This window comes from Kerstersia gyiorum (genome assembly GCF_048595715.1).
Lineage (GTDB): Bacteria > Pseudomonadota > Gammaproteobacteria > Burkholderiales > Burkholderiaceae_B > Kerstersia > Kerstersia gyiorum.
The window spans coordinates 428,105-444,405 of sequence record NZ_CP169556.1; the positions used below are offsets into that span (position 1 = coordinate 428,105).

Genomic DNA, 16,301 nt, shown 5'->3' on the forward strand with positions numbered 1-16,301 from the left:
CTTCGTTGCATTCGGTGCACCTGGCGTTTCTTGGTCCGGAAGTGACGTCAGAAACGCCAAGACCCAAGGTGCATAGGCTGAGCAACCTGGCGATCAAAGCAGGTGGGCAGAAATTGACAGAAAATGGCACGAGGTGCCGCCGACCACGAACAGATGCCAGAAACCATGGGCATGCCTGCGATTCGACGTATTGCGGTAGAACACCGTGCCGGCGGTATAGAGCAGCGCGCCTGCCATCAACAGCAGCAGTGACGTCTGGCTGAGCTGGTTCCAGTCCAGCAGCACAGACAGAACGCCGGCCCAGCCCAGGCCGATATACAGCCACACCGAAGGCGCCTTGCCCTGGTTGGAGCGCACTTCGCAGAAAATGCCGAATACCGCCAGGGCCCAGATAACCGCCAGTGCCAGCCAGGCGCTCCAATCCATGCTCTGCCGGAGCACCAGCGGTGTCACCGTACCGGCAATCAGCAGATAAATCGAACAATGGTCCCAGCGTTCCCACATCTGCTTGAGCGGGGAAGTGCGGGTACTGTGATACAGCGTTGACGCGGCATACAAGGTAATGACCGCAACCGAGAAAATGATGGCGCCCGCAATATGGAATCCGTCACCGGAGTGGATGGTGCCCGCCAGCAGCCATACTGCGCCGGCGACGGCGAGCAGCAACCCGGACAGATGACTCAAACTATTGAATCTTTCACCGTAGTACACGTGATTCTCATTCCAGGGGAAAGGACCAGTAGAACACGCGGTGATGAACATTTGATGGCGCTGGCCCAAGTCATACCGCTTTTGATGCCCCAATATTGGCTTGCCCCATGGCAAGCACAAATGCAACCGCAACGGTTGCAACTTAGGCATGGACAAGACGGGAACAAGGGGCCATAGTTAAAGGCTACAGGCCGTGTCCATCGGATTCCTGATTTGCTGCGATGGCGTGGCCGCTCTTGAAAGGGGGGATGTATGCCTCATCTGGCGAATGCCTTCATGGCACAGGTAGGAAACGAAAGCATCTGGAACGCGCTTGAAGCCGTACGCTTGCGCCAGACCCCCTGGCACAAAAAACAGGTCATCTTCGACCGCCTGCAAGCGCTGGGCCTTATCGAGGCCACTTACCAGAAAACATCGGCCCAATCGCCTTTCCCGGCGCCACGCATTGCCGTCCTGACTGAAAATGGCAGGCAGGCGTTGAGCCAGTACAAACGGCCCAATCGGACGGCGTAGCTTGGTCAGACCGGCTTGCCCGTTTCACAAACGGGGTGCCCATGGAAACGCTGCACGAACGATTCCTGAACCACCTGGCCGCGCGCGGCTGGATCATCCATCCTCCCGCAGGCAATATGCCTGTAAGCCCGCCATCACCGGCAGGCAACGTTGCCCATGCGGCGTTTCTCTCTTGCTTTGAACAACTGCACAACCAGGACGGCACCTGCTGGTTCCTGTGTGCTGCCGACTATGCGGGCACATCCGACAGCGCCTTCGGCCCGGATGTCTTGCGCGACATCAGCCTGGAATCCGCCATCAGCGAGGTAGACCGGCAGACAGCTGAATCCTTCTGGAAACGCCACATACCGATATTCATGAGCGTCAACGGCGACTATGAATTCCTGGCCCTGGCCCTGGACCGAATCGCCGGCCGTGTCGTACATGGCGCAGAACCGGAGTAACCGTCCGGCGAACCCACCTTGAATGGTTGCCAGAGATCGAAGAGCATACGTGTCCACTTAAACAGGTGGACACGTATGCTCTTAAAGTTAGAAGAAAGCCCAGGCCGTCGGCGTCGCCGTCGGTACACGGACGAATACAAGGCGGAATTGGTCGCGCAATGTCAGCAGCCACATGTCTCGGTAGCGGCGATAGCGCAGGCGCATGGCGTCAATGCCAATCTGCTGCGCAAGTGGATACGGGAGCCATATCTGGCAGTAGCATCAGCATCGAGACTGGACGTCACAATGATCCGCCCGGCGCCTGACTTCATCGAGTTGAAACCTGCCACGATGACGGATCCATCGCTCGCCCCTATGCATGCCTCCTCAGTCCGGGGGCAGATCACAGTAGAACTGCCGTCGAGCAAAGGCCCTGTTCGCCTTCACTGGCCCGCCGAGTACGCCGACCGCTTGGCAGTGTGTCTGAAGGTGTTGCTGACATGATTCGCATCGACCACATCTGGCTGGGCGTGGAGCCGGTGGACATGCGCAGCGGCATGGACAGGTTGCTGATGCAGGTGGTGGCGGTGTTCGGTCGAGCGCAGCCGCATCACGCGTACCTGTTCGCCAACCGTCGTGGTACACGCATGAAAGTGCTGATCCACGATGGCTTCGGTATCTGGATGGCGGTACGCCGCCTGCACCAGGGCCAGTTCGCATGGCCGACGCTGGGCAGTCACGTGAACCTGTCGGTGGAACAGGCATGCGCCCTGGTGGTGGGTCTGCCGTGGCAGCGCATGAATGCGGATGGCAGCCTGAGCGTGCTGTAGCCACAGCGCGCAATCGGGGGCATCGGCAATGGCGTGATGGCATGCTGCATGGCATCATTGGCGCCATGTCTCAATTGCCCGTTCCCGACCTGACCCAACTGGATAACGCTGCCTTGCAAGCGTTGGTGCAGCAGTTGACGGGCCAGGTCGAACGGCTGAACCAGGACAATCTCTACAAAGAAACGCGCATCGGGCAACTGACGCACGAGCTGGCGATCCTCAAGCGTTACCGCTACGGCAAGAAGAGTGAGCGCCTGGCGGGCGAACAAGGCAGTCTGCTGGATGATGCGGTGGATGCTGATCTGGCGGCGATAGAACAGGAGCTGTTGCAGCTGAGCAGCACGCGACCGTCGGCTCCAACAGCTACAGCACCCAAGCGCCAGGCGTTGCCGCCGGCGCTGCCGCGCACCGAGATCCGCCACGAGCCGGACAACACAACCTGCCAGTGCGGCTGCCAGTTGCAACGCATTGGCGAAGACGTGACCGAGAAGCTGGACTATGTACCGGGCACTTTTACGGTCGAGCGTCACATCCGTGGCAAGTGGGCCTGCCGCCAGTGCGAGACGATCACCCAGGCGCCGGTGCCCGCGCAGGTGATCGACAAAGGTCTGGCAACAACGGGCCTGTTGGCCCAGGTGCTGGTCGCCAAATACGCGGATCACCTGCCGCTGTACCGTCAGGAAACGATCTATGCACGGGCTGGCGTCAAACTGGCGCGCTCCACACTGGCAGAATGGGTGGGCGTCTGCGGGGTGCGGCTGCAACCGCTGGTTGATGCCCTGCGTGCCGAGGTGCTAGCGCAGCCCGTACTGCATGCCGACGAAACGCCGGTACAAGTGCTGCAGCCTGGCAGCAAGGCCACGCATCGCGGCTACCTCTGGGCCTATGCGCCAGGCGTGTTCCAGGACTTGCGAGCGGTGGTGTATGACTTTACCGAGGGCCGGTCCGGGTCTCATGCCCGTGCGTTCCTGGGCGACTGGCAAGGCAGCCTGATCTGTGATGACTACGCGGGCTACAAAGCCAGCTTCGGCCTAGGCGTGACGGAAGTGGGTTGCATGGCACATGCCCGGCGCAAGTTCCACGAACTGCACCAGGCGAATAAAAGCCAGATCGCCGAACAGGCGCTGGCCTCGATCCAGGCGCTGTATGCCATCGAGGCCCAGGCCAAAACCTTGACGCCGGAAGCACGGCAGCGATTACGGCAACAACAAGCGCGGCCCCTGGCTGATGCGCTGCACGCCTGGCTGCTGGCGCATCGGGAAAAGGTGCCGGGCAATAGCGGCATCAGCCGTGCCCTGGACTACAGCCTAAAACGCTGGGCAGCGCTGACGCGCTACCTGGATGATGGGCGCTTGCCCATCGACAACAACTGGATCGAGAACCAGATCCGGCCGGTGGCGCTTGGGCGCAAGAACTGGTTGTTCGCAGGATCGCTGCGGGCGGGACGGCGGGCGGCTGCCGTGATGAGCCTGATCCAGTCGGCCAAGCTCAATGGGCATGATCCGTATGCTTATCTGAAGGATGTGCTCACGCGCTTGCCGACGCAGCCCAACAGTCGGATCGAGGAGTTGCTGCCGCATCGGTGGCAACCTGACACGACAAGCTAAAAGATAACGGCCGCTAACGCGGCCGTTCGTCAATGTGCGTTGACCGGACGGTTACGAACCGGAATTCGATGAAGTGACCGAAGTGGCGGAAAGTTTGGATGGGCTGTTGGAGCAGGTATTGATGGGGGAAGGGGGCGGGGTTGTTTGATTGAGGGGACTGCGACGAAGCCGGACGTAGGTTGGCATCGAGAAAAGTTATTGCCAATCAGTTTGTTGGCGTACGTCAGCGACATGGGTGAAAACGGAAGTCGGTACTTGTGCGATGCTGAATTTTGGTGCCGTTATGATGAGCTCGGCGGCTTTTAAAAAACTTGGTGCCGGGGCCGGAATCGAACCGGCACGCCTTGCGGCGGGGGATTTTGAGTCGGTGATTTACTGTGTTTCTACAGGGAAATGAGGCGAATTCTAGCGTAGGTTGAAATAGGAAAAAATAGTTTCAAATCAGTAGGTTAGCGTATTCTAGCTGAGTTGGCGAAAACTGGTCACTGTACCTGTACTGTACCGAAATTTCGGTACAGTCCTACATGCTCCGGAGCTAGGGTGTACGCCCCTCCCGATCAGCCCCAAGCTCTTACAGTGTCGGCATTGAAAAAATCCACATATTTTCCTGGCCCACCCAAGAATGCCAAGGCATTTGCTCTCAGGCGTCTATTCGCGTCACTTTGGTCATCCCCGAATATACTCACGAAGATTTGCCGAGCTTCTGACTTGCGGATAGCGTCAAAGATATGTCGATCATTTTCGTCCATCGAATGCCCGAGAATGAACATTGGCGCGGCGCTGGTTTCCAGCTTCCGCAAGCAGAAGGTCAGGTAAGGACTTCGATCAATGCGTTGCTTTTTCCTCAGATAAGTGGGCTCTGCAACAAACAGGGGGAATCGCGGTGGTTGCATGTTTAGATTTGCCCGCACTTGGTCGACAATTCCTCCACCAATCTCACCTGTGTGGGCGTGTTTCCGCGTACCACCCTGTTCTTCATACAAATGAAGACCCCCATGGAGAAAATGTATCTCCTGCTCGGTTCCGTATCCTCGCCACAGCCGTTCAGCTCGAAATCCGTCGTCTGTCTGCCAGGCGGGTTCTAGGTCCTGATTTCGAGCCCAGTACATCAACAGATCGTAGTTAACGGTGAATATCTGGCTAAAGCGACCTAACAGCAATCGCACAGCTTGATATTGTGCAACAGTTAGCTCACTTGGCAATCGTGGATGGCTGTCGGAAACAGCCGATAGAAGGGAATTTTTTAAAATTTCTTGATCTAGTTGAATTCTTTCTATTATTCTGGGATCAAGCGCGTGGACCTCCGCTACCATCTCTGCGGATTCAAGTGCGCGCATAACGGCCTCGAAGTCCCAAGTATTCAGCCTGTTGAAAATCTCACGGATCTGAGGTTCACGGTCTTCAAAATTCGCAACTTGAAGTAGGCTGGCGTAATTAAAAATAGCTGCGTTCCATGCTTGAGAGAAACCGTTGCCTAGCAATATAGCTGGATGGGTACCAGGAGCGAGGGCATCCCACGCCTCATCGAATGTGAGCATATAAAGTTAACCTTCGTTTAGATTCCAGCCAGTGCCATCTATCCTTCCGGGAGCTTTTTCCGAACAGGCTTTAGCTCATGCTAACCAGCATCTCCCCCGGCTGGCTGCGTATTTGAGAGCAACGTGTACTGTACGGAAAGTTCGTACGCAACATTCATTTGTTGTCAGCAATTGCTGCTTTTAAGGATTGGGCGCCTTGTTCAGAATTGTCTGTTGGAGAGGTTTCGTTGATCTCTTGTAGACCTGATGTTCTGTTGCGTCTATGTTTCTTTGATTTACGTGCGCTCTTATCTTCTGGGTGATGATAAAGCACCACTGCTATGTGTCGGATCTTGCATTGCAACCCGCTTGCCACATGATCGTGATACGACGTGTAAGCCAGTTTGGGACGGGTTACGCAGTCCTCAACACGAAAATTTTCAAGCTTTACCTCGGCCCTCTCGGCTACATTTGCTGCCTCACTCATCCATTCCGAAAGCAACTTTGCAGCGTTCGGACGGTACGTATATGCGAGCAGTCCACCTTGTGTGTATAACGGATCCGCATTACGGTATCTTGTCGTCAATTGGAGAAAGCCTTCGCGCACATCGGCCAAGCTCCTATACTTTTTGGCTTCGCCAATCCAAGACCATTGCGGGTTACGCCATCTAACGGTCAAATCCTTGCTGCCTCCTCCCGATGTGCCATGAGTTGCAGAGTAGCCTGCCATTCTTAATAGCGAAATAATTTTGTCGGTTAGTGCATCTTCGTCGTCACTTTGATGATGCTGAGGATTTTCCTGGAGCTGGCTAATTGCGCAGTCCAGTGTCTCGTAGAGAAGTTCGACGAATTCTTCATAAGTAGCCACATACTGTTGGCGCACCATGTTTTTCAGTACAGGGTTATGCTGCACCAATGCATAGAAATCGTTAAGAGATACGTTCGGAAGGGTGGTCATTTTTTCAAGACCCTCCGCGCGATATCTGAAGGCGAAAGGCAAAGAAAAATTTTTGTGCCGAGTTCGCTATCAGTTTCCCCTGTAATTGGATTTACTCCATGTTCTGTGGCTGCTTTGGCGGCATCATCATCGAGTAGCATCACTTCATCACCGTCGATGTATTCAAGCTGAATTCTAATTAGCTGTTGGCTAGCACCTGCAAAAAAATTAACCACATTTAGGACTACGGCCTTTTCGTCAGGGAGAGTGCTGTTTGTTGAATCAAAAAATACTGAGAGTGGCAAAAAAGCATTATCGAGATTTTCGGAAAGTAGGTCGAGAATAGCGCGTCCAACGCGAGTCTCGGGGCTGTCGCCCCATACGCGTTTTAGCCCTTCTAGCGCTTCTGATTTATTTCCGGGAACCATGGCTGGCTAGATATACTTAATTATTTTATTGATTGCAACAGCAATCAGCGGGTTGGAGTTTGCTGTTACATAGAATCCATAGAGCCGAGGTTCTTGGCTAGATAATTCACGAATTAGTGCTTTCATCGTAACTTCAAATTTACCCTCAGGAACCTTTGATTCCCATTCAACCGTTAACTCATATGGTTTTAATTTATTTTGCACAGCATGAGCTCCAGCCTGATGAAACTTTTCCGCCCGTAGGTCATCATCCGATTGAATCATTCGCTCGTGCTTTCGTGAACCCGTAAGCGTGCGAAAGGATAGAGAGCGGACGGTGCCTTCTTTATGTGTGAAATAAATTCCACTTATTGCGGGAAAAACGTTATAGGCCGGAGTTGAAAATGCTGGCTCTAAATCAGGAACGTTTTGACACGCAGTCCCTAGTACGCTTAGGACGGCAAGTTCAAGACGCTCGGCATTTGATTTTTTTGGTTGGTCTATACAGATTTCGATCCTATTTAAGCCAGGGCGAATTACTACTACGTCATAGGCTTGGTAATGCACTTTTCGCACGGTTATAAGTTGGTCAATTTCCGTGTAGGTTTGTTGTACATGAGACGGAAGTTGGTTGAAAGTATACTTTTCCCGGTCATCATAAGAGCGGACGGAACAATAAACCAGTGCGTAGTCGTCACGATCCAGCGGACGCACTTCTACGAGAGTCGGGTCGGATGGAGCGGAAGGCAGTCGCTTAAGCGAGAGAGGAAGAGGGTAGGTGTCTTGGAAATCCGACTTTGGAACAGTAGCGAGCCCAAGTACCGTGAGTAGGCGTTTTTTATCAATCGCGGGCATCTCGTAGAGCTGAATATATCTTTCGCCGGCGATCAGGTGTTCAAAGTAATACTCCCGCAAAAGTTGACGCAGCTTTGCTCCGTTGGTGGTCGTTTCTGCAGCTGTTCCTTCTAACTCCACCCACCCAAGCCCTGTGGACAAACGAGCTCTCTTTAATGCTTCTCGAAAAATAGGCCAACTGCAACGATCACGCAGTGCACTAATGAAATGTTTGGCGTCTTCCGCGGGGTTGGGCTTTATAGCGGCATTTATCCCTGACATGTTCTTCGATCCTTGGTGCTTATTGGGTTATGCCTCTAGTTTGTAGGGCAACTTCCTCTATCCAATCTACGAGGGATGAAACTGGCAATTTGTGCAATACAAAAACCGGCGACAGCCTATCCTGCACTAGTCCCAAAATCCTAAATTTCTTCGTCATGACGAAGACTTTGGGAGTGCTAATGCGTCAGCGCGCGGCTGCACAAACTCATGCAGGCTTATCTGACCATCGACGAAACGCTGAGCGTGGGCCTCATCTGCTTCATTGAGCGAGAAACCTTCTAAACCGACGGAGGCCCGCGCATAGTTAACTGCCGATTGCCGGCGGCTGCGTTCGGTATCCGATATGGTTTTGTGGGGCTGTTGCCTGCATTTACCCGTGCCTGCCATGGTGCCTCCTTGCCGTAGGTAACTCGATCTTACAAGAAGTATGGGTAATTTGGTTTAGGTACACGTAGCCACACAGGTGGCGCGCTGAAATTGTCTTGTTTTACCTGCTATGGATGCCAATATCGGCTGCGTACTCGCCGTAGTTTCCAAAGAGGCTTTGCCTCTCTGGACTCTCCACCCTCGCCGGCGGGAGCCTCGGGAGCAGGGGTTGCGGGCCTCTGGCCCGGAACTCCTGCCCCCGGGCATAGCGTGGGGCGCTCCTCCCGCGTCAAGGGGCCGTGTCCTCGCCCTGCGGGGCTGCGGGCCGCACCAACCCCTTGACCCGCCATCCGCTTGAGAGCACCGCTCCTGACGTTGTTTGGCTGGAAGAGGGGGCAAGGGCGGGACCGGAAGCCGCAGCCCGAAGCGGAGCGTAGGGAACGGGTGAGGATATCGGGCGTAGCCTTTACCCTTGACCCGTCTGGAGGCCGTGCAGCCTGTGGCAAGGGGTAGGAACCAGGCGAAGCCGCCGGGCCTGCCCCCGCAGCCAGTCCGGCAAGATCGGACGCGGGATGCAACCGAAGAGGTTGCCCAAGCGAAGCGCGGAGTTTTGCCGCTAGAAATGAAAGGGCCTCGCCGAAAGCGAGGCCAATGCAGGGGCAGATGGCAGGCTATTCGCCTTTGACTGAGCCGCCTGTAGCCGGTCCCCAGTTTTTGCCCATGTTCTGCATTACGTGTTGCCGGTACGCTGGGTTCCACATTGTGTTGCCTGCTGCGAGATGATTGAGCCGGCCCCCGGTGACCATCATGCCGCTTTGCATGTCGCGGCGAGTTGTTTGACGGTTGAGAACTTGAGTAACGGGGGATGCGGCGGCCTGGCTGACTTGCCTAAGCGTGATACCCGCCGAGGACACGCCTCCGGCCAGGTGCGATGCTGCCTCATATGCGCGTTGCAGCAAGAACAGGGTAACGCCCGTGACGATCAGGATTTCAAGCATTGTGGCAATAGGATGGTCAGTGGTGACGGCCAAAACTTTGGCCGTAAGGGCACTGAAAAACTTCATGCCCATGCCGAGAACCGTTGTCACCAAGGCGATTTGCATGATGTAGGTCATCACTTGGCCAAACCAGCTATCAAACCATTTCGCGGTGACGGGGAACATCAGCATGGCGATGAAGAACGGCCCGATGCCAAGCATGAGGGTGAGCATGATTTTGGCAACGATCACCATTGCCCCTGCCGGAATGGCAATGATGAGCGTGGCGGCGTAGATGATTAGGGCGTTTAGTAGGTCCCAAAACACCATGCCAATCTCATACCAGCGCCGTTTTCCCATCTTGTCGAGCATATCGCCGCCGATCTGGAAGCCATCGGACACCGCCTTATCGAGCACCTGATAAACCGAGGTAGCGGACGTACTGCTGCCGGATGCCGAGAAGGCGTCAGCGACGCCCGTTTCCAGGCCGCGCAATGCCTCGACAACCCATGACAGGTACGTAGGGGCGCTCATTGCCAAACCGCCAATGACGATGAACTTCCCGCAAGTCTTCATGAAGTTTGAGGCAGGGGCTTCGACATATCCGAAGATGATGGCGAATCCCATCATCACGAGTGTGAGCGTACCACCGTAGATGAAGATGTCAGTGAACATGGAAATGACATTGCCCGACGTCACCTGAACAAATGCGTTCAGCGTCATGTCGATGCTTTCGCCCATCCATTCAAAGATATTAGATTCAATAGCCACTATTTGCCCCCTTCGAGCACATTGATTGGCTCATGCTTTGTGTATCCGCGCTTCTCTACCGTCAGATGGTTCTGGGCGGTGACGGCATTTATGCAGTTCGGTGATTCGTCCGACTCGCCAGGGTTATTCCGGCACTTGGAAACCATCGCAGTGCGCTCGGCATCGTGCGCTTTGTACCAATCCACGGTTTGGACCGGCTCGGTCTGGTCGCAGCCCGCGAGTGTTGCTGCGACGAAAAGGGTGAGAACGAGCTTTTTCATTTCCGCATCTCCTGTGCGTTGATTTCGATGGTTCGGCCGCCGGTGTATCGGCTCTCGTGCTGCTGCAATACGCCGAGTGCGTGAGCCAGCTCGGCCGCGTCGATGATGCGTAGCGCCGCAACTGTGCGAAGTGCGCTTTCACGCGTGCCAGCCCAATTGCCTGCGATTCGCCCGCTAGAGTTGCGCAGGACGAACGCGCAAATACCGAGGCAGGACAGTGAAATCAATGCCGCCGTCCATGAAGACGTCGGACTCGACTGGCCCGGTAGGACAACCCCGGACCAATCTAGCGCCGCGATCACGAAGGGGAGGATGGCGAAGGCTGCGCCCAGAATGTCACCTTGAACAAGCGAAGGCGCGCGGCGGCCGACCTCGCGCGTGAAACCAAGGCGGTCTATGCATTGCCACCACCGGCGCATGAACATCAGTGTGAAAAAGCAAATTGCCAAAACAGGGATGTGAATATAGGAAATCATGGGCTTGTCTCCTCTTATTTATCCAGCAGATTGAAAGGCTGATGCTTCGTGTATTCACGATTCGCCAGGACCTTCGCGTTGATTTCACGCTGGCGCTGTTCCTGCAACCGGTCTTCCGCTGCCGCGACCATCTGGTACATCTGTAGCTTGGTCTGCTCGTTCTGAATCATGGCCTGCTCGGCCGCGATGCGGCCTTGCAGTTCAGCAATGGCCTTCGGGTCCTGTGTCTGATTGATCTGCCTCATCAACTGGTCGATTTGGCTGAGGCGCTTCTTCGCCGCGTCGTAGGCGTCGAGCGCAAAGGCTTTGTCTTGCGCGCCCTTGACGGCCTGCGCTTCGCAGTTGGTGCGCTGCTCGTTCGAGGTGAAGCCGGTGCAGGCGTCATACACCTTGTTGTTGTCGTAGATGGATTCTGCGCGCCCGCTCAGGCCAGCATAGCCGCGTGATTTCACGCTGTCATAGACCCCTTGCCAGTCTTGCGGCAGGTAGTCACGCAGCTGCGGGTTGTTGAACAGTTCGCCCATGCCGCGCGTGCCAGTGACCGCAGCGTATTGCTGCTTCATCTGGTCGATCTGGCTCACCATCTGGTCGTACTGCATCTTCCACTTCGCCATCGTTTCGATCTGGTTTTCCACGCTCTTGGCGATGGAAGCGCCATCTGTCACGGGGATTTGTGCGAAGGCGGCCGACGACGCGGCAATGCCGACGGCCAGAATGCAAGAGGCTGATAGTTTCTTCATGTTCGCCACTCCTGAGAGGTTGAGGGCGAACGTAGGACCGTGCTGTCCGGTCTGTCGGTCTGTTCAGGAACCGCGCCCAGTACGACTGTGCGTCCTTGGGGCGACTAAGCGGCCGATCTGCTCTCGGCGGTCGGAACCCTTCTTTTCGGGTCGGCACCCGGTACGCTAGGCGTCCTTGGGGCGGTGCAACGTTCGTTGTGGTTAAAGGTACAACCGAAGTTGATTGTACTTACGGTTAATGCAAAGTAGTTTCCGACTACGGCGACCACGCGCGACGGTCAATGATGATGCGGTCCGATAGATACGAGATGTTCGCCAGTTCCGCCAAGGCCATTTCTACGGTTCGGAACCGGTACGGTCGGCCCTTGTCGTCCATGACGTGGTGCTCTGTAGTGCCGTCCTGCACGGCCAAGGCAAAGCCCTTCCAGTAGTGCGCATACAGAATGACCTGCACGTCACCGGTGCGCGCTGGATCATCGCAGTAGTCTTGCAGGGCGTCGTAGCGTAAAGCCATCTTATGGTCCTTCTTGCGCAATCAATCAACGGCTCAGGTCGCCAGTGTCTGGGTGGTTGATCCCATCCAGTTGATGGGCGTCCTTGGTCACTTCCGTGCTGCGCTGACTACGCTGTGGGACCTGTAGCGTTCTGTCCTGCGAGGGATCAAGGAACCGGACAATTTCCAGGGCAAGCGATTTGTCCTGTATGTCTCCAGCGGCCAAGGCTTTCGCAATGTGCCCGTAGCCATTCCTGATGGCAGGTGAAACGTCCGAAAGCTTGCGTTGTTCCCGCTCGGCCGCTTTGGCGCTCTGGCCACGCTTGGCGGCATGTCGCGTCGCCTGCTTGACCGTAGCATGCGTGTTAGACCGTGCCCTACGCGGTGTGGCATTGGCCTCGATGCCTTGTTCACGCAGCGCCTCGGCGAAGCGCTCCCTCCAGCGTTGCAGGTCCGCTTTCCGTGGATTGAGCCGGCTGCCGTCGAGACCGAGCGCCTTAACGCAAAGGTGGCCGTGGGGATGGGCTTCATCGTCATGGATGGCGAAGACATACGCGTGGTTGGCGCCGAACTCCGTTTTCGCGAATGCACGGATAGCGTCATTGACTGCGCGTCGGTCGGTGCCGGGTGGCATGGACAGCACGATATTGAACGTTTCGCGCCGCGAGCCGTTGTCAGGCAACCCGTACTGGCCGCTTTTCCATTCGTGGCGAACGTCCTGCACTGCCTCACGGCCAAGGATGATTTCACCGTCTTCGTTCTCCAACGCTACCAGGCCGTTGCGCGATATGTAGTCGAGATGTGCTTTCACCTGCGCGATGCCTTTGCCGCCGCCGGAGATCTTCACTATGACTTCGGGCGCTTTGCGAGTGGTCAGCATCAACTTGTCGCGGACCCGAGCGCTGCCAGTCAACAACAGGGGCTTAGAGGGCGGCGAAGTGCGTGATCGCGTCACCGTGCGCTTTATGCCTTGGCTGGTTACGGGCTTGGTATAGATGCGTTCGCCCCAGTCCTTCAAAATTCCATCAATGACCAGACTCATTCCAGCCTCCAGCGGTCAATGTTGGCGCGCATGATGTCTGCCACCCGCGCGGTGTGGGTTTTGATATGACGGGTCAGTGTGTCGATACGCTCAGCGGTTACCACCGTCTCCAGCGCGCGTCCTGCGTTCATATGCCGGGCGATCTGGTTCAGGTTGCGGCCGATGGCCAGCAGCCGTGAATTCGATTCGCCCAGCGTCCGTAGCTCTGTCATGCCGAACTGTGGTTCCCCGCTGAGATTGGCCCGTATCAGGTGGATGACCCAGCGATTGGCGGACATGCCCTGCTGCAAGGCCAGTGCTTCGATACGGGCATATTCCGTCTCAGTCAGGCGGAGTTCCAAGCGGCGACGCGAAGTATCGGGCTGCTCATGTGTTGATGGAGTGGGCGAAGTGTCCGTTGCCGAACCGTTGAGAAGGCGGACAATGATCTGCCGCAGGCCGTCGCTGGGCGTACTGCCTTGTCGAAGACAAAGTGCCTGCCAGCGCCGCTTCAGATCACCGTCCAGGCGGATGCTGAGTGTGGTCTTGCGCGTCATTTCGGCATCCTCGTATGCAGCTCCAGTTGGGCTTTGATTTCTTGAAGCCGGGCTTGAGATTCAGCTTTGCTGAGTGGTGCTGATTCCGAAGCACGCGACATATCTTGCGTCGCTGCCAGGCGTTCCCTTCTGGTTGCTATCGGGATGCCAGCGGACGGCACGAATCCCCCTGTGCGGTGGCGTTCAAGGATTCCTTTGAAATAGGCGACCTTTGTCTTTCTGATGGTTCCGGGTGTCTTGATGGCTCCGTCCAGCTCGTCAAGCAATGCTTGCGCATCAACTGATTGGACGTCGGTAAGCAAGTTTTGGATCGACAGTTTCTCAGCGGGGACCAGCGCGGTAGGGTACTGAAGACCGTCGTCGGTTCTCGTTGTAGTAGTAGGGTTATAGATAGGGTTAGTGTTAGTAGTAGTGTTACCCGGCCCCCTGCCCATACCCTGGAGATAGGCTGTCGCTGGGGTATGCCCGTTGCTAATTGATTGATTTCTATGGATGTCTTTTGGTTCGGCCGGAATCGACGTCCGGCCGTCGTCGGGTCCCGCATAGGGTGTCGATAGCCTATAAGGACCGTATCCAAGGGCTTTGGCTACCGTATTGCGCAGCGGATCCTCGGTAGGCAGTCGATCGATAAAGTCATTCACGTAAGCGTCACGCCAGCCTCGGGGCAGTGCCGCTATTTGCTCGAGTGTCTTTTTCCTAAGGGTCGTTGCCACTGCCATCTTGGCGGAGTTGTGGTCCCACCAATCTTTGATCCAGATGTAATTCGCCTGCGCGTCAAAATCCAAGATGCCAGCCTCGATGAGGCGACGCATCACTGGCATCAGTTGTGAATCGGGGTCCCAGCCCATTTCTGAGGCCGCAACGCGAATGACGATTTCATACGCGCCGATGACATTGCTGAATGGCGAGGTCAGGAAGTAGAACAGCGCATAGCGGTCTTCAACCGTGCAGCCTGACAGGCGATTTGACCGCCATATCTGGTCGTTGATGGTTCTTTGCCGACTCATGCGCGCGGCCCTCGCGTAGCGGCCTCTGCGGGCATGATTTCATCGTCTGCCGGCTGTTCCAGACTCAGCGCTTCCGTGACCTGCAACGTCCGAAAATAAACGCGGCGGCCGACCCGCAGCATGGCTGGTTTCAGCTTGCGCGAAAAATCGGTATCGGTATAAAGCGCAACGCGGACACCATCGGGAGATCGGCCTAGCAAGGTAGCGACGTCAACGATGCTCATCAACGGTCCAAACCGTCCCAACAGATATTCTCCAGTAGTCATTCATATGCCTCACAAGTTCACCGTAGGTAATGCCAGTCTTTACCGTGAAGGCATGGATGTCAAACTTAACCCATTGATTTTAAAGACCAAAATGGGGTGTCAGTAAAAACCAAGATTAGGCATCGCCAAATGCCAAGATATGGCACATTGGCTTTCTTGCGATGAAGTGATCAAGCAAAATGAACCTCGAAATCAAGGGCTTAGGCGCGGTCAGAGAGGCGCCCTGATTTCGGCGTCTGAAACGTCGGTGGACAAGGAAAAATTTTGTGGAAAATTACCAACGATGTGAGCGTGCTCACGCTGTTGGCTCGCATTCGAAGTGATGACACTAGGATCAGCGGAGTGCGTGTCACGTTACCGTGGAGAGCCAAGTATCATGGGGCATGCATGACAAGTCGTTAGGGAACTATATGGAATCTTGGAATGACGCCCGGTAATGTCCGAGTCCGGCGCTTTCAATTGAATGCCAACGGCCGTGATTTTGCGGTGGGTGACATCCATGGTCATTTTGGTCGGCTTGAGGTCGCGCTGGCTGCCGTAAAGTTCTCGCCAGAAATGGACCGATTGTTTTCCGTGGGGGACCTTGTGGACCGAGGTCCTGAGTCAGCCGATGTTCTGAAATGGTTGAAGCGCCCGTGGTTTCACGCGATCTGTGGGAATCACGACCTGATGACGTGGCGACGGGTGATGGGCAATCCGATTCCGGACGTTGATCATCGTGCCCACGGCGGCGGATGGTTGGATGCCTGTGTTGGCGATGTTCGTGAACGCATTGCGGCCTGCTTGAGTGCCTTGCCGCTGGCTATCGAGGTGGAAACGCCGAGTGGTGTAGTGGGTATGGTTCACGCCGACTTTCCCTATGACGATTGGCATGCAATTCATGGCGCTACTTTTAGCCCGGAGGATGAAGATGCCTGTCTATGGTCCGTCGACCGCTATCGAATGCAGTATTCCCAGCCTGTCCGCAATGTACGTGCGGTGGTCCATGGACATATGACCCTGCGCAACCCTGCGCAGCTTGGCAACGTTTACTACATCGACACAGGTGGATGGCAGGATGCGGGGAGGTTTACGTTGCTGGACTTGCATACGCTTAAGTCGTGGCCACGCTAATGCCATTCTGCTACCTCTGGAATACATGGCGCAGCCTTAAAAGGCCCGACAAACGGGCGGATCAGAGAAGTGAACTGATATGGAAAAAGAGGTTCATCACCGATTTCCGGGGAAGGCTTTTCGCCTGACGTTTTCGGGATTGCGCAGGAGCAGCCAGCGCGAGGACTTGATGATCTTGCGTGCTACTCGGTTGC

General features: G+C 55.7%; 21 protein-coding genes. 6 read left to right on the top strand and 15 right to left on the bottom strand.

Annotated features, from left to right (window positions below; translation table 11 throughout):
* Nucleotides 1–93 precede the first annotated feature (93 nt).
* Complete coding sequence (gene trhA, locus ACEW7X_RS01870) at nucleotides 94–684, bottom strand: PAQR family membrane homeostasis protein TrhA (protein WP_238591379.1); 591 nt, start codon at nucleotides 682–684, stop codon at nucleotides 94–96.
* A 303-nt stretch (nucleotides 685–987) separates the two neighbouring features.
* Here trhA and ACEW7X_RS01875 point away from each other — a divergent pair, with 303 nt between their 5' ends.
* The 5 genes from ACEW7X_RS01875 to tnpC all read left to right on the top strand — a co-directional run bounded on the left by ACEW7X_RS01875 (nucleotide 988) and on the right by tnpC (nucleotide 4,083).
* The gene (locus ACEW7X_RS01875; protein ID WP_068371591.1) at nucleotides 988–1,224 is read left to right on the top strand and encodes a hypothetical protein; all 237 of its coding nucleotides are present in this window, start codon (nucleotides 988–990) and stop codon (nucleotides 1,222–1,224) included.
* A 41-nt stretch (nucleotides 1,225–1,265) separates the two neighbouring features.
* Nucleotides 1,266–1,667 (top strand): hypothetical protein, encoded by a 402-nt coding sequence (locus tag ACEW7X_RS01880; protein ID WP_420177536.1) that lies wholly within the window; start codon nucleotides 1,266–1,268, stop codon nucleotides 1,665–1,667.
* 75 nt (nucleotides 1,668–1,742) lie between these two features.
* The gene (tnpA, locus tag ACEW7X_RS01885) at nucleotides 1,743–2,150 is read left to right on the top strand and encodes an IS66-like element accessory protein TnpA (protein WP_420177454.1); all 408 of its coding nucleotides are present in this window, start codon (nucleotides 1,743–1,745) and stop codon (nucleotides 2,148–2,150) included.
* Complete coding sequence (tnpB, locus tag ACEW7X_RS01890) at nucleotides 2,147–2,476, top strand: IS66 family insertion sequence element accessory protein TnpB (protein WP_253104750.1); 330 nt, start codon at nucleotides 2,147–2,149, stop codon at nucleotides 2,474–2,476. Before tnpA ends, tnpB begins: the two co-directional genes overlap by 4 nt.
* 65 nt (nucleotides 2,477–2,541) lie before the next feature.
* Nucleotides 2,542–4,083: an IS66 family transposase gene (gene tnpC, locus ACEW7X_RS01895; protein ID WP_420177910.1), complete on the top strand. Its 1,542-nt coding sequence runs from the start codon at nucleotides 2,542–2,544 to the stop codon at nucleotides 4,081–4,083.
* 557 nt (nucleotides 4,084–4,640) lie between these two features.
* Here tnpC and ACEW7X_RS01900 read toward each other — a convergent pair.
* From ACEW7X_RS01900 to ACEW7X_RS01965, 14 genes are all read right to left on the bottom strand, one after another.
* Nucleotides 4,641–5,621: a DUF4917 family protein gene (locus ACEW7X_RS01900; protein ID WP_420177537.1), complete on the bottom strand. Its 981-nt coding sequence runs from the start codon at nucleotides 5,619–5,621 to the stop codon at nucleotides 4,641–4,643.
* Nucleotides 5,622–5,775: 154 nt separating this feature from the next.
* A complete protein-coding gene (locus tag ACEW7X_RS01905; protein WP_198512880.1) occupies nucleotides 5,776–6,558 on the bottom strand; it encodes a hypothetical protein in 783 nt (260 codons plus the stop codon).
* Nucleotides 6,555–6,965: a hypothetical protein gene (locus ACEW7X_RS01910; protein WP_420177538.1), complete on the bottom strand. Its 411-nt coding sequence runs from the start codon at nucleotides 6,963–6,965 to the stop codon at nucleotides 6,555–6,557. Before ACEW7X_RS01910 ends, ACEW7X_RS01905 begins: the two co-directional genes overlap by 4 nt.
* A 6-nt stretch (nucleotides 6,966–6,971) precedes the next feature.
* Nucleotides 6,972–8,060 carry a hypothetical protein gene (locus ACEW7X_RS01915; RefSeq protein ID WP_420177539.1) on the bottom strand — a complete coding sequence of 363 codons (1,089 nt, stop codon included), beginning with the start codon at nucleotides 8,058–8,060 and terminating at the stop codon, nucleotides 6,972–6,974.
* 153 nt (nucleotides 8,061–8,213) lie between these two features.
* A complete protein-coding gene (locus tag ACEW7X_RS01920) occupies nucleotides 8,214–8,447 on the bottom strand; it encodes an antitoxin VbhA family protein (RefSeq protein WP_420177540.1) in 234 nt (77 codons plus the stop codon).
* Nucleotides 8,448–9,097: 650 nt separating this feature from the next.
* Nucleotides 9,098–10,174, bottom strand: coding sequence for a type IV secretion system protein (locus tag ACEW7X_RS01925; protein ID WP_420177541.1), 1,077 nt, complete (start codon nucleotides 10,172–10,174; stop codon nucleotides 9,098–9,100).
* Complete coding sequence (locus ACEW7X_RS01930; RefSeq protein WP_420177542.1) at nucleotides 10,174–10,434, bottom strand: EexN family lipoprotein; 261 nt, start codon at nucleotides 10,432–10,434, stop codon at nucleotides 10,174–10,176. Before ACEW7X_RS01930 ends, ACEW7X_RS01925 begins: the two co-directional genes overlap by 1 nt.
* Nucleotides 10,431–10,910 carry a hypothetical protein gene (locus ACEW7X_RS01935; RefSeq protein WP_420177543.1) on the bottom strand — a complete coding sequence of 160 codons (480 nt, stop codon included), beginning with the start codon at nucleotides 10,908–10,910 and terminating at the stop codon, nucleotides 10,431–10,433. The genes ACEW7X_RS01930 and ACEW7X_RS01935 overlap by 4 nt, the downstream gene beginning before the upstream one ends.
* 14 nt (nucleotides 10,911–10,924) lie before the next feature.
* On the bottom strand, nucleotides 10,925–11,650 hold the full coding sequence (gene virB5 / locus ACEW7X_RS01940) for a P-type DNA transfer protein VirB5 (RefSeq protein WP_420177544.1): 726 nt from the start codon (nucleotides 11,648–11,650) through the stop codon (nucleotides 10,925–10,927).
* A gap of 256 nt (nucleotides 11,651–11,906) precedes the next feature.
* Nucleotides 11,907–12,164 carry a hypothetical protein gene (locus ACEW7X_RS01945; RefSeq protein WP_234103205.1) on the bottom strand — a complete coding sequence of 86 codons (258 nt, stop codon included), beginning with the start codon at nucleotides 12,162–12,164 and terminating at the stop codon, nucleotides 11,907–11,909.
* 25 nt (nucleotides 12,165–12,189) lie between these two features.
* Nucleotides 12,190–13,185 carry a relaxase/mobilization nuclease domain-containing protein gene (locus tag ACEW7X_RS01950; protein ID WP_420177545.1) on the bottom strand — a complete coding sequence of 332 codons (996 nt, stop codon included), beginning with the start codon at nucleotides 13,183–13,185 and terminating at the stop codon, nucleotides 12,190–12,192.
* The gene (locus tag ACEW7X_RS01955; RefSeq protein ID WP_042997010.1) at nucleotides 13,182–13,721 is read right to left on the bottom strand and encodes a plasmid mobilization relaxosome protein MobC; all 540 of its coding nucleotides are present in this window, start codon (nucleotides 13,719–13,721) and stop codon (nucleotides 13,182–13,184) included. Before ACEW7X_RS01955 ends, ACEW7X_RS01950 begins: the two co-directional genes overlap by 4 nt.
* The gene (locus tag ACEW7X_RS01960) at nucleotides 13,718–14,728 is read right to left on the bottom strand and encodes a hypothetical protein (protein ID WP_241082051.1); all 1,011 of its coding nucleotides are present in this window, start codon (nucleotides 14,726–14,728) and stop codon (nucleotides 13,718–13,720) included. The genes ACEW7X_RS01955 and ACEW7X_RS01960 overlap by 4 nt, the downstream gene beginning before the upstream one ends.
* Complete coding sequence (locus ACEW7X_RS01965) at nucleotides 14,725–14,952, bottom strand: hypothetical protein (protein ID WP_231755246.1); 228 nt, start codon at nucleotides 14,950–14,952, stop codon at nucleotides 14,725–14,727. Before ACEW7X_RS01965 ends, ACEW7X_RS01960 begins: the two co-directional genes overlap by 4 nt.
* A 465-nt stretch (nucleotides 14,953–15,417) precedes the next feature.
* Here ACEW7X_RS01965 and ACEW7X_RS01970 point away from each other — a divergent pair, with 465 nt between their 5' ends.
* On the top strand, nucleotides 15,418–16,107 hold the full coding sequence (locus ACEW7X_RS01970) for a metallophosphoesterase (RefSeq protein ID WP_420177546.1): 690 nt from the start codon (nucleotides 15,418–15,420) through the stop codon (nucleotides 16,105–16,107).
* The last annotated feature ends 194 nt before the right edge of the window (nucleotides 16,108–16,301 follow it).

Coding starts and splice junctions, on each gene's coding strand:
- ACEW7X_RS01900 (WP_420177537.1), bottom strand. CDS start 5,621: ATGCTCACATTCGATGAGGCGTGGGATGCCCTCGCTCCTGGTACCCAT.
- ACEW7X_RS01880 (WP_420177536.1), top strand. CDS start 1,266: ATGGAAACGCTGCACGAACGATTCCTGAACCACCTGGCCGCGCGCGGC.
- virB5 (WP_420177544.1), bottom strand. CDS start 11,650: ATGAAGAAACTATCAGCCTCTTGCATTCTGGCCGTCGGCATTGCCGCG.
- ACEW7X_RS01970 (WP_420177546.1), top strand. CDS start 15,418: ATGACGCCCGGTAATGTCCGAGTCCGGCGCTTTCAATTGAATGCCAAC.
- tnpB (WP_253104750.1), top strand. CDS start 2,147: ATGATTCGCATCGACCACATCTGGCTGGGCGTGGAGCCGGTGGACATG.
- ACEW7X_RS01910 (WP_420177538.1), bottom strand. CDS start 6,965: ATGGTTCCCGGAAATAAATCAGAAGCGCTAGAAGGGCTAAAACGCGTA.
- ACEW7X_RS01945 (WP_234103205.1), bottom strand. CDS start 12,164: ATGGCTTTACGCTACGACGCCCTGCAAGACTACTGCGATGATCCAGCG.
- ACEW7X_RS01930 (WP_420177542.1), bottom strand. CDS start 10,434: ATGAAAAAGCTCGTTCTCACCCTTTTCGTCGCAGCAACACTCGCGGGC.
- ACEW7X_RS01905 (WP_198512880.1), bottom strand. CDS start 6,558: ATGACCACCCTTCCGAACGTATCTCTTAACGATTTCTATGCATTGGTG.
- ACEW7X_RS01920 (WP_420177540.1), bottom strand. CDS start 8,447: ATGGCAGGCACGGGTAAATGCAGGCAACAGCCCCACAAAACCATATCG.
- ACEW7X_RS01960 (WP_241082051.1), bottom strand. CDS start 14,728: ATGAGTCGGCAAAGAACCATCAACGACCAGATATGGCGGTCAAATCGC.
- tnpA (WP_420177454.1), top strand. CDS start 1,743: ATGCTCTTAAAGTTAGAAGAAAGCCCAGGCCGTCGGCGTCGCCGTCGG.
- tnpC (WP_420177910.1), top strand. CDS start 2,542: ATGTCTCAATTGCCCGTTCCCGACCTGACCCAACTGGATAACGCTGCC.
- ACEW7X_RS01965 (WP_231755246.1), bottom strand. CDS start 14,952: ATGAGCATCGTTGACGTCGCTACCTTGCTAGGCCGATCTCCCGATGGT.
- ACEW7X_RS01875 (WP_068371591.1), top strand. CDS start 988: ATGGCACAGGTAGGAAACGAAAGCATCTGGAACGCGCTTGAAGCCGTA.
- ACEW7X_RS01955 (WP_042997010.1), bottom strand. CDS start 13,721: ATGACGCGCAAGACCACACTCAGCATCCGCCTGGACGGTGATCTGAAG.
- ACEW7X_RS01915 (WP_420177539.1), bottom strand. CDS start 8,060: ATGTCAGGGATAAATGCCGCTATAAAGCCCAACCCCGCGGAAGACGCC.
- ACEW7X_RS01935 (WP_420177543.1), bottom strand. CDS start 10,910: ATGATTTCCTATATTCACATCCCTGTTTTGGCAATTTGCTTTTTCACA.
- ACEW7X_RS01950 (WP_420177545.1), bottom strand. CDS start 13,185: ATGAGTCTGGTCATTGATGGAATTTTGAAGGACTGGGGCGAACGCATC.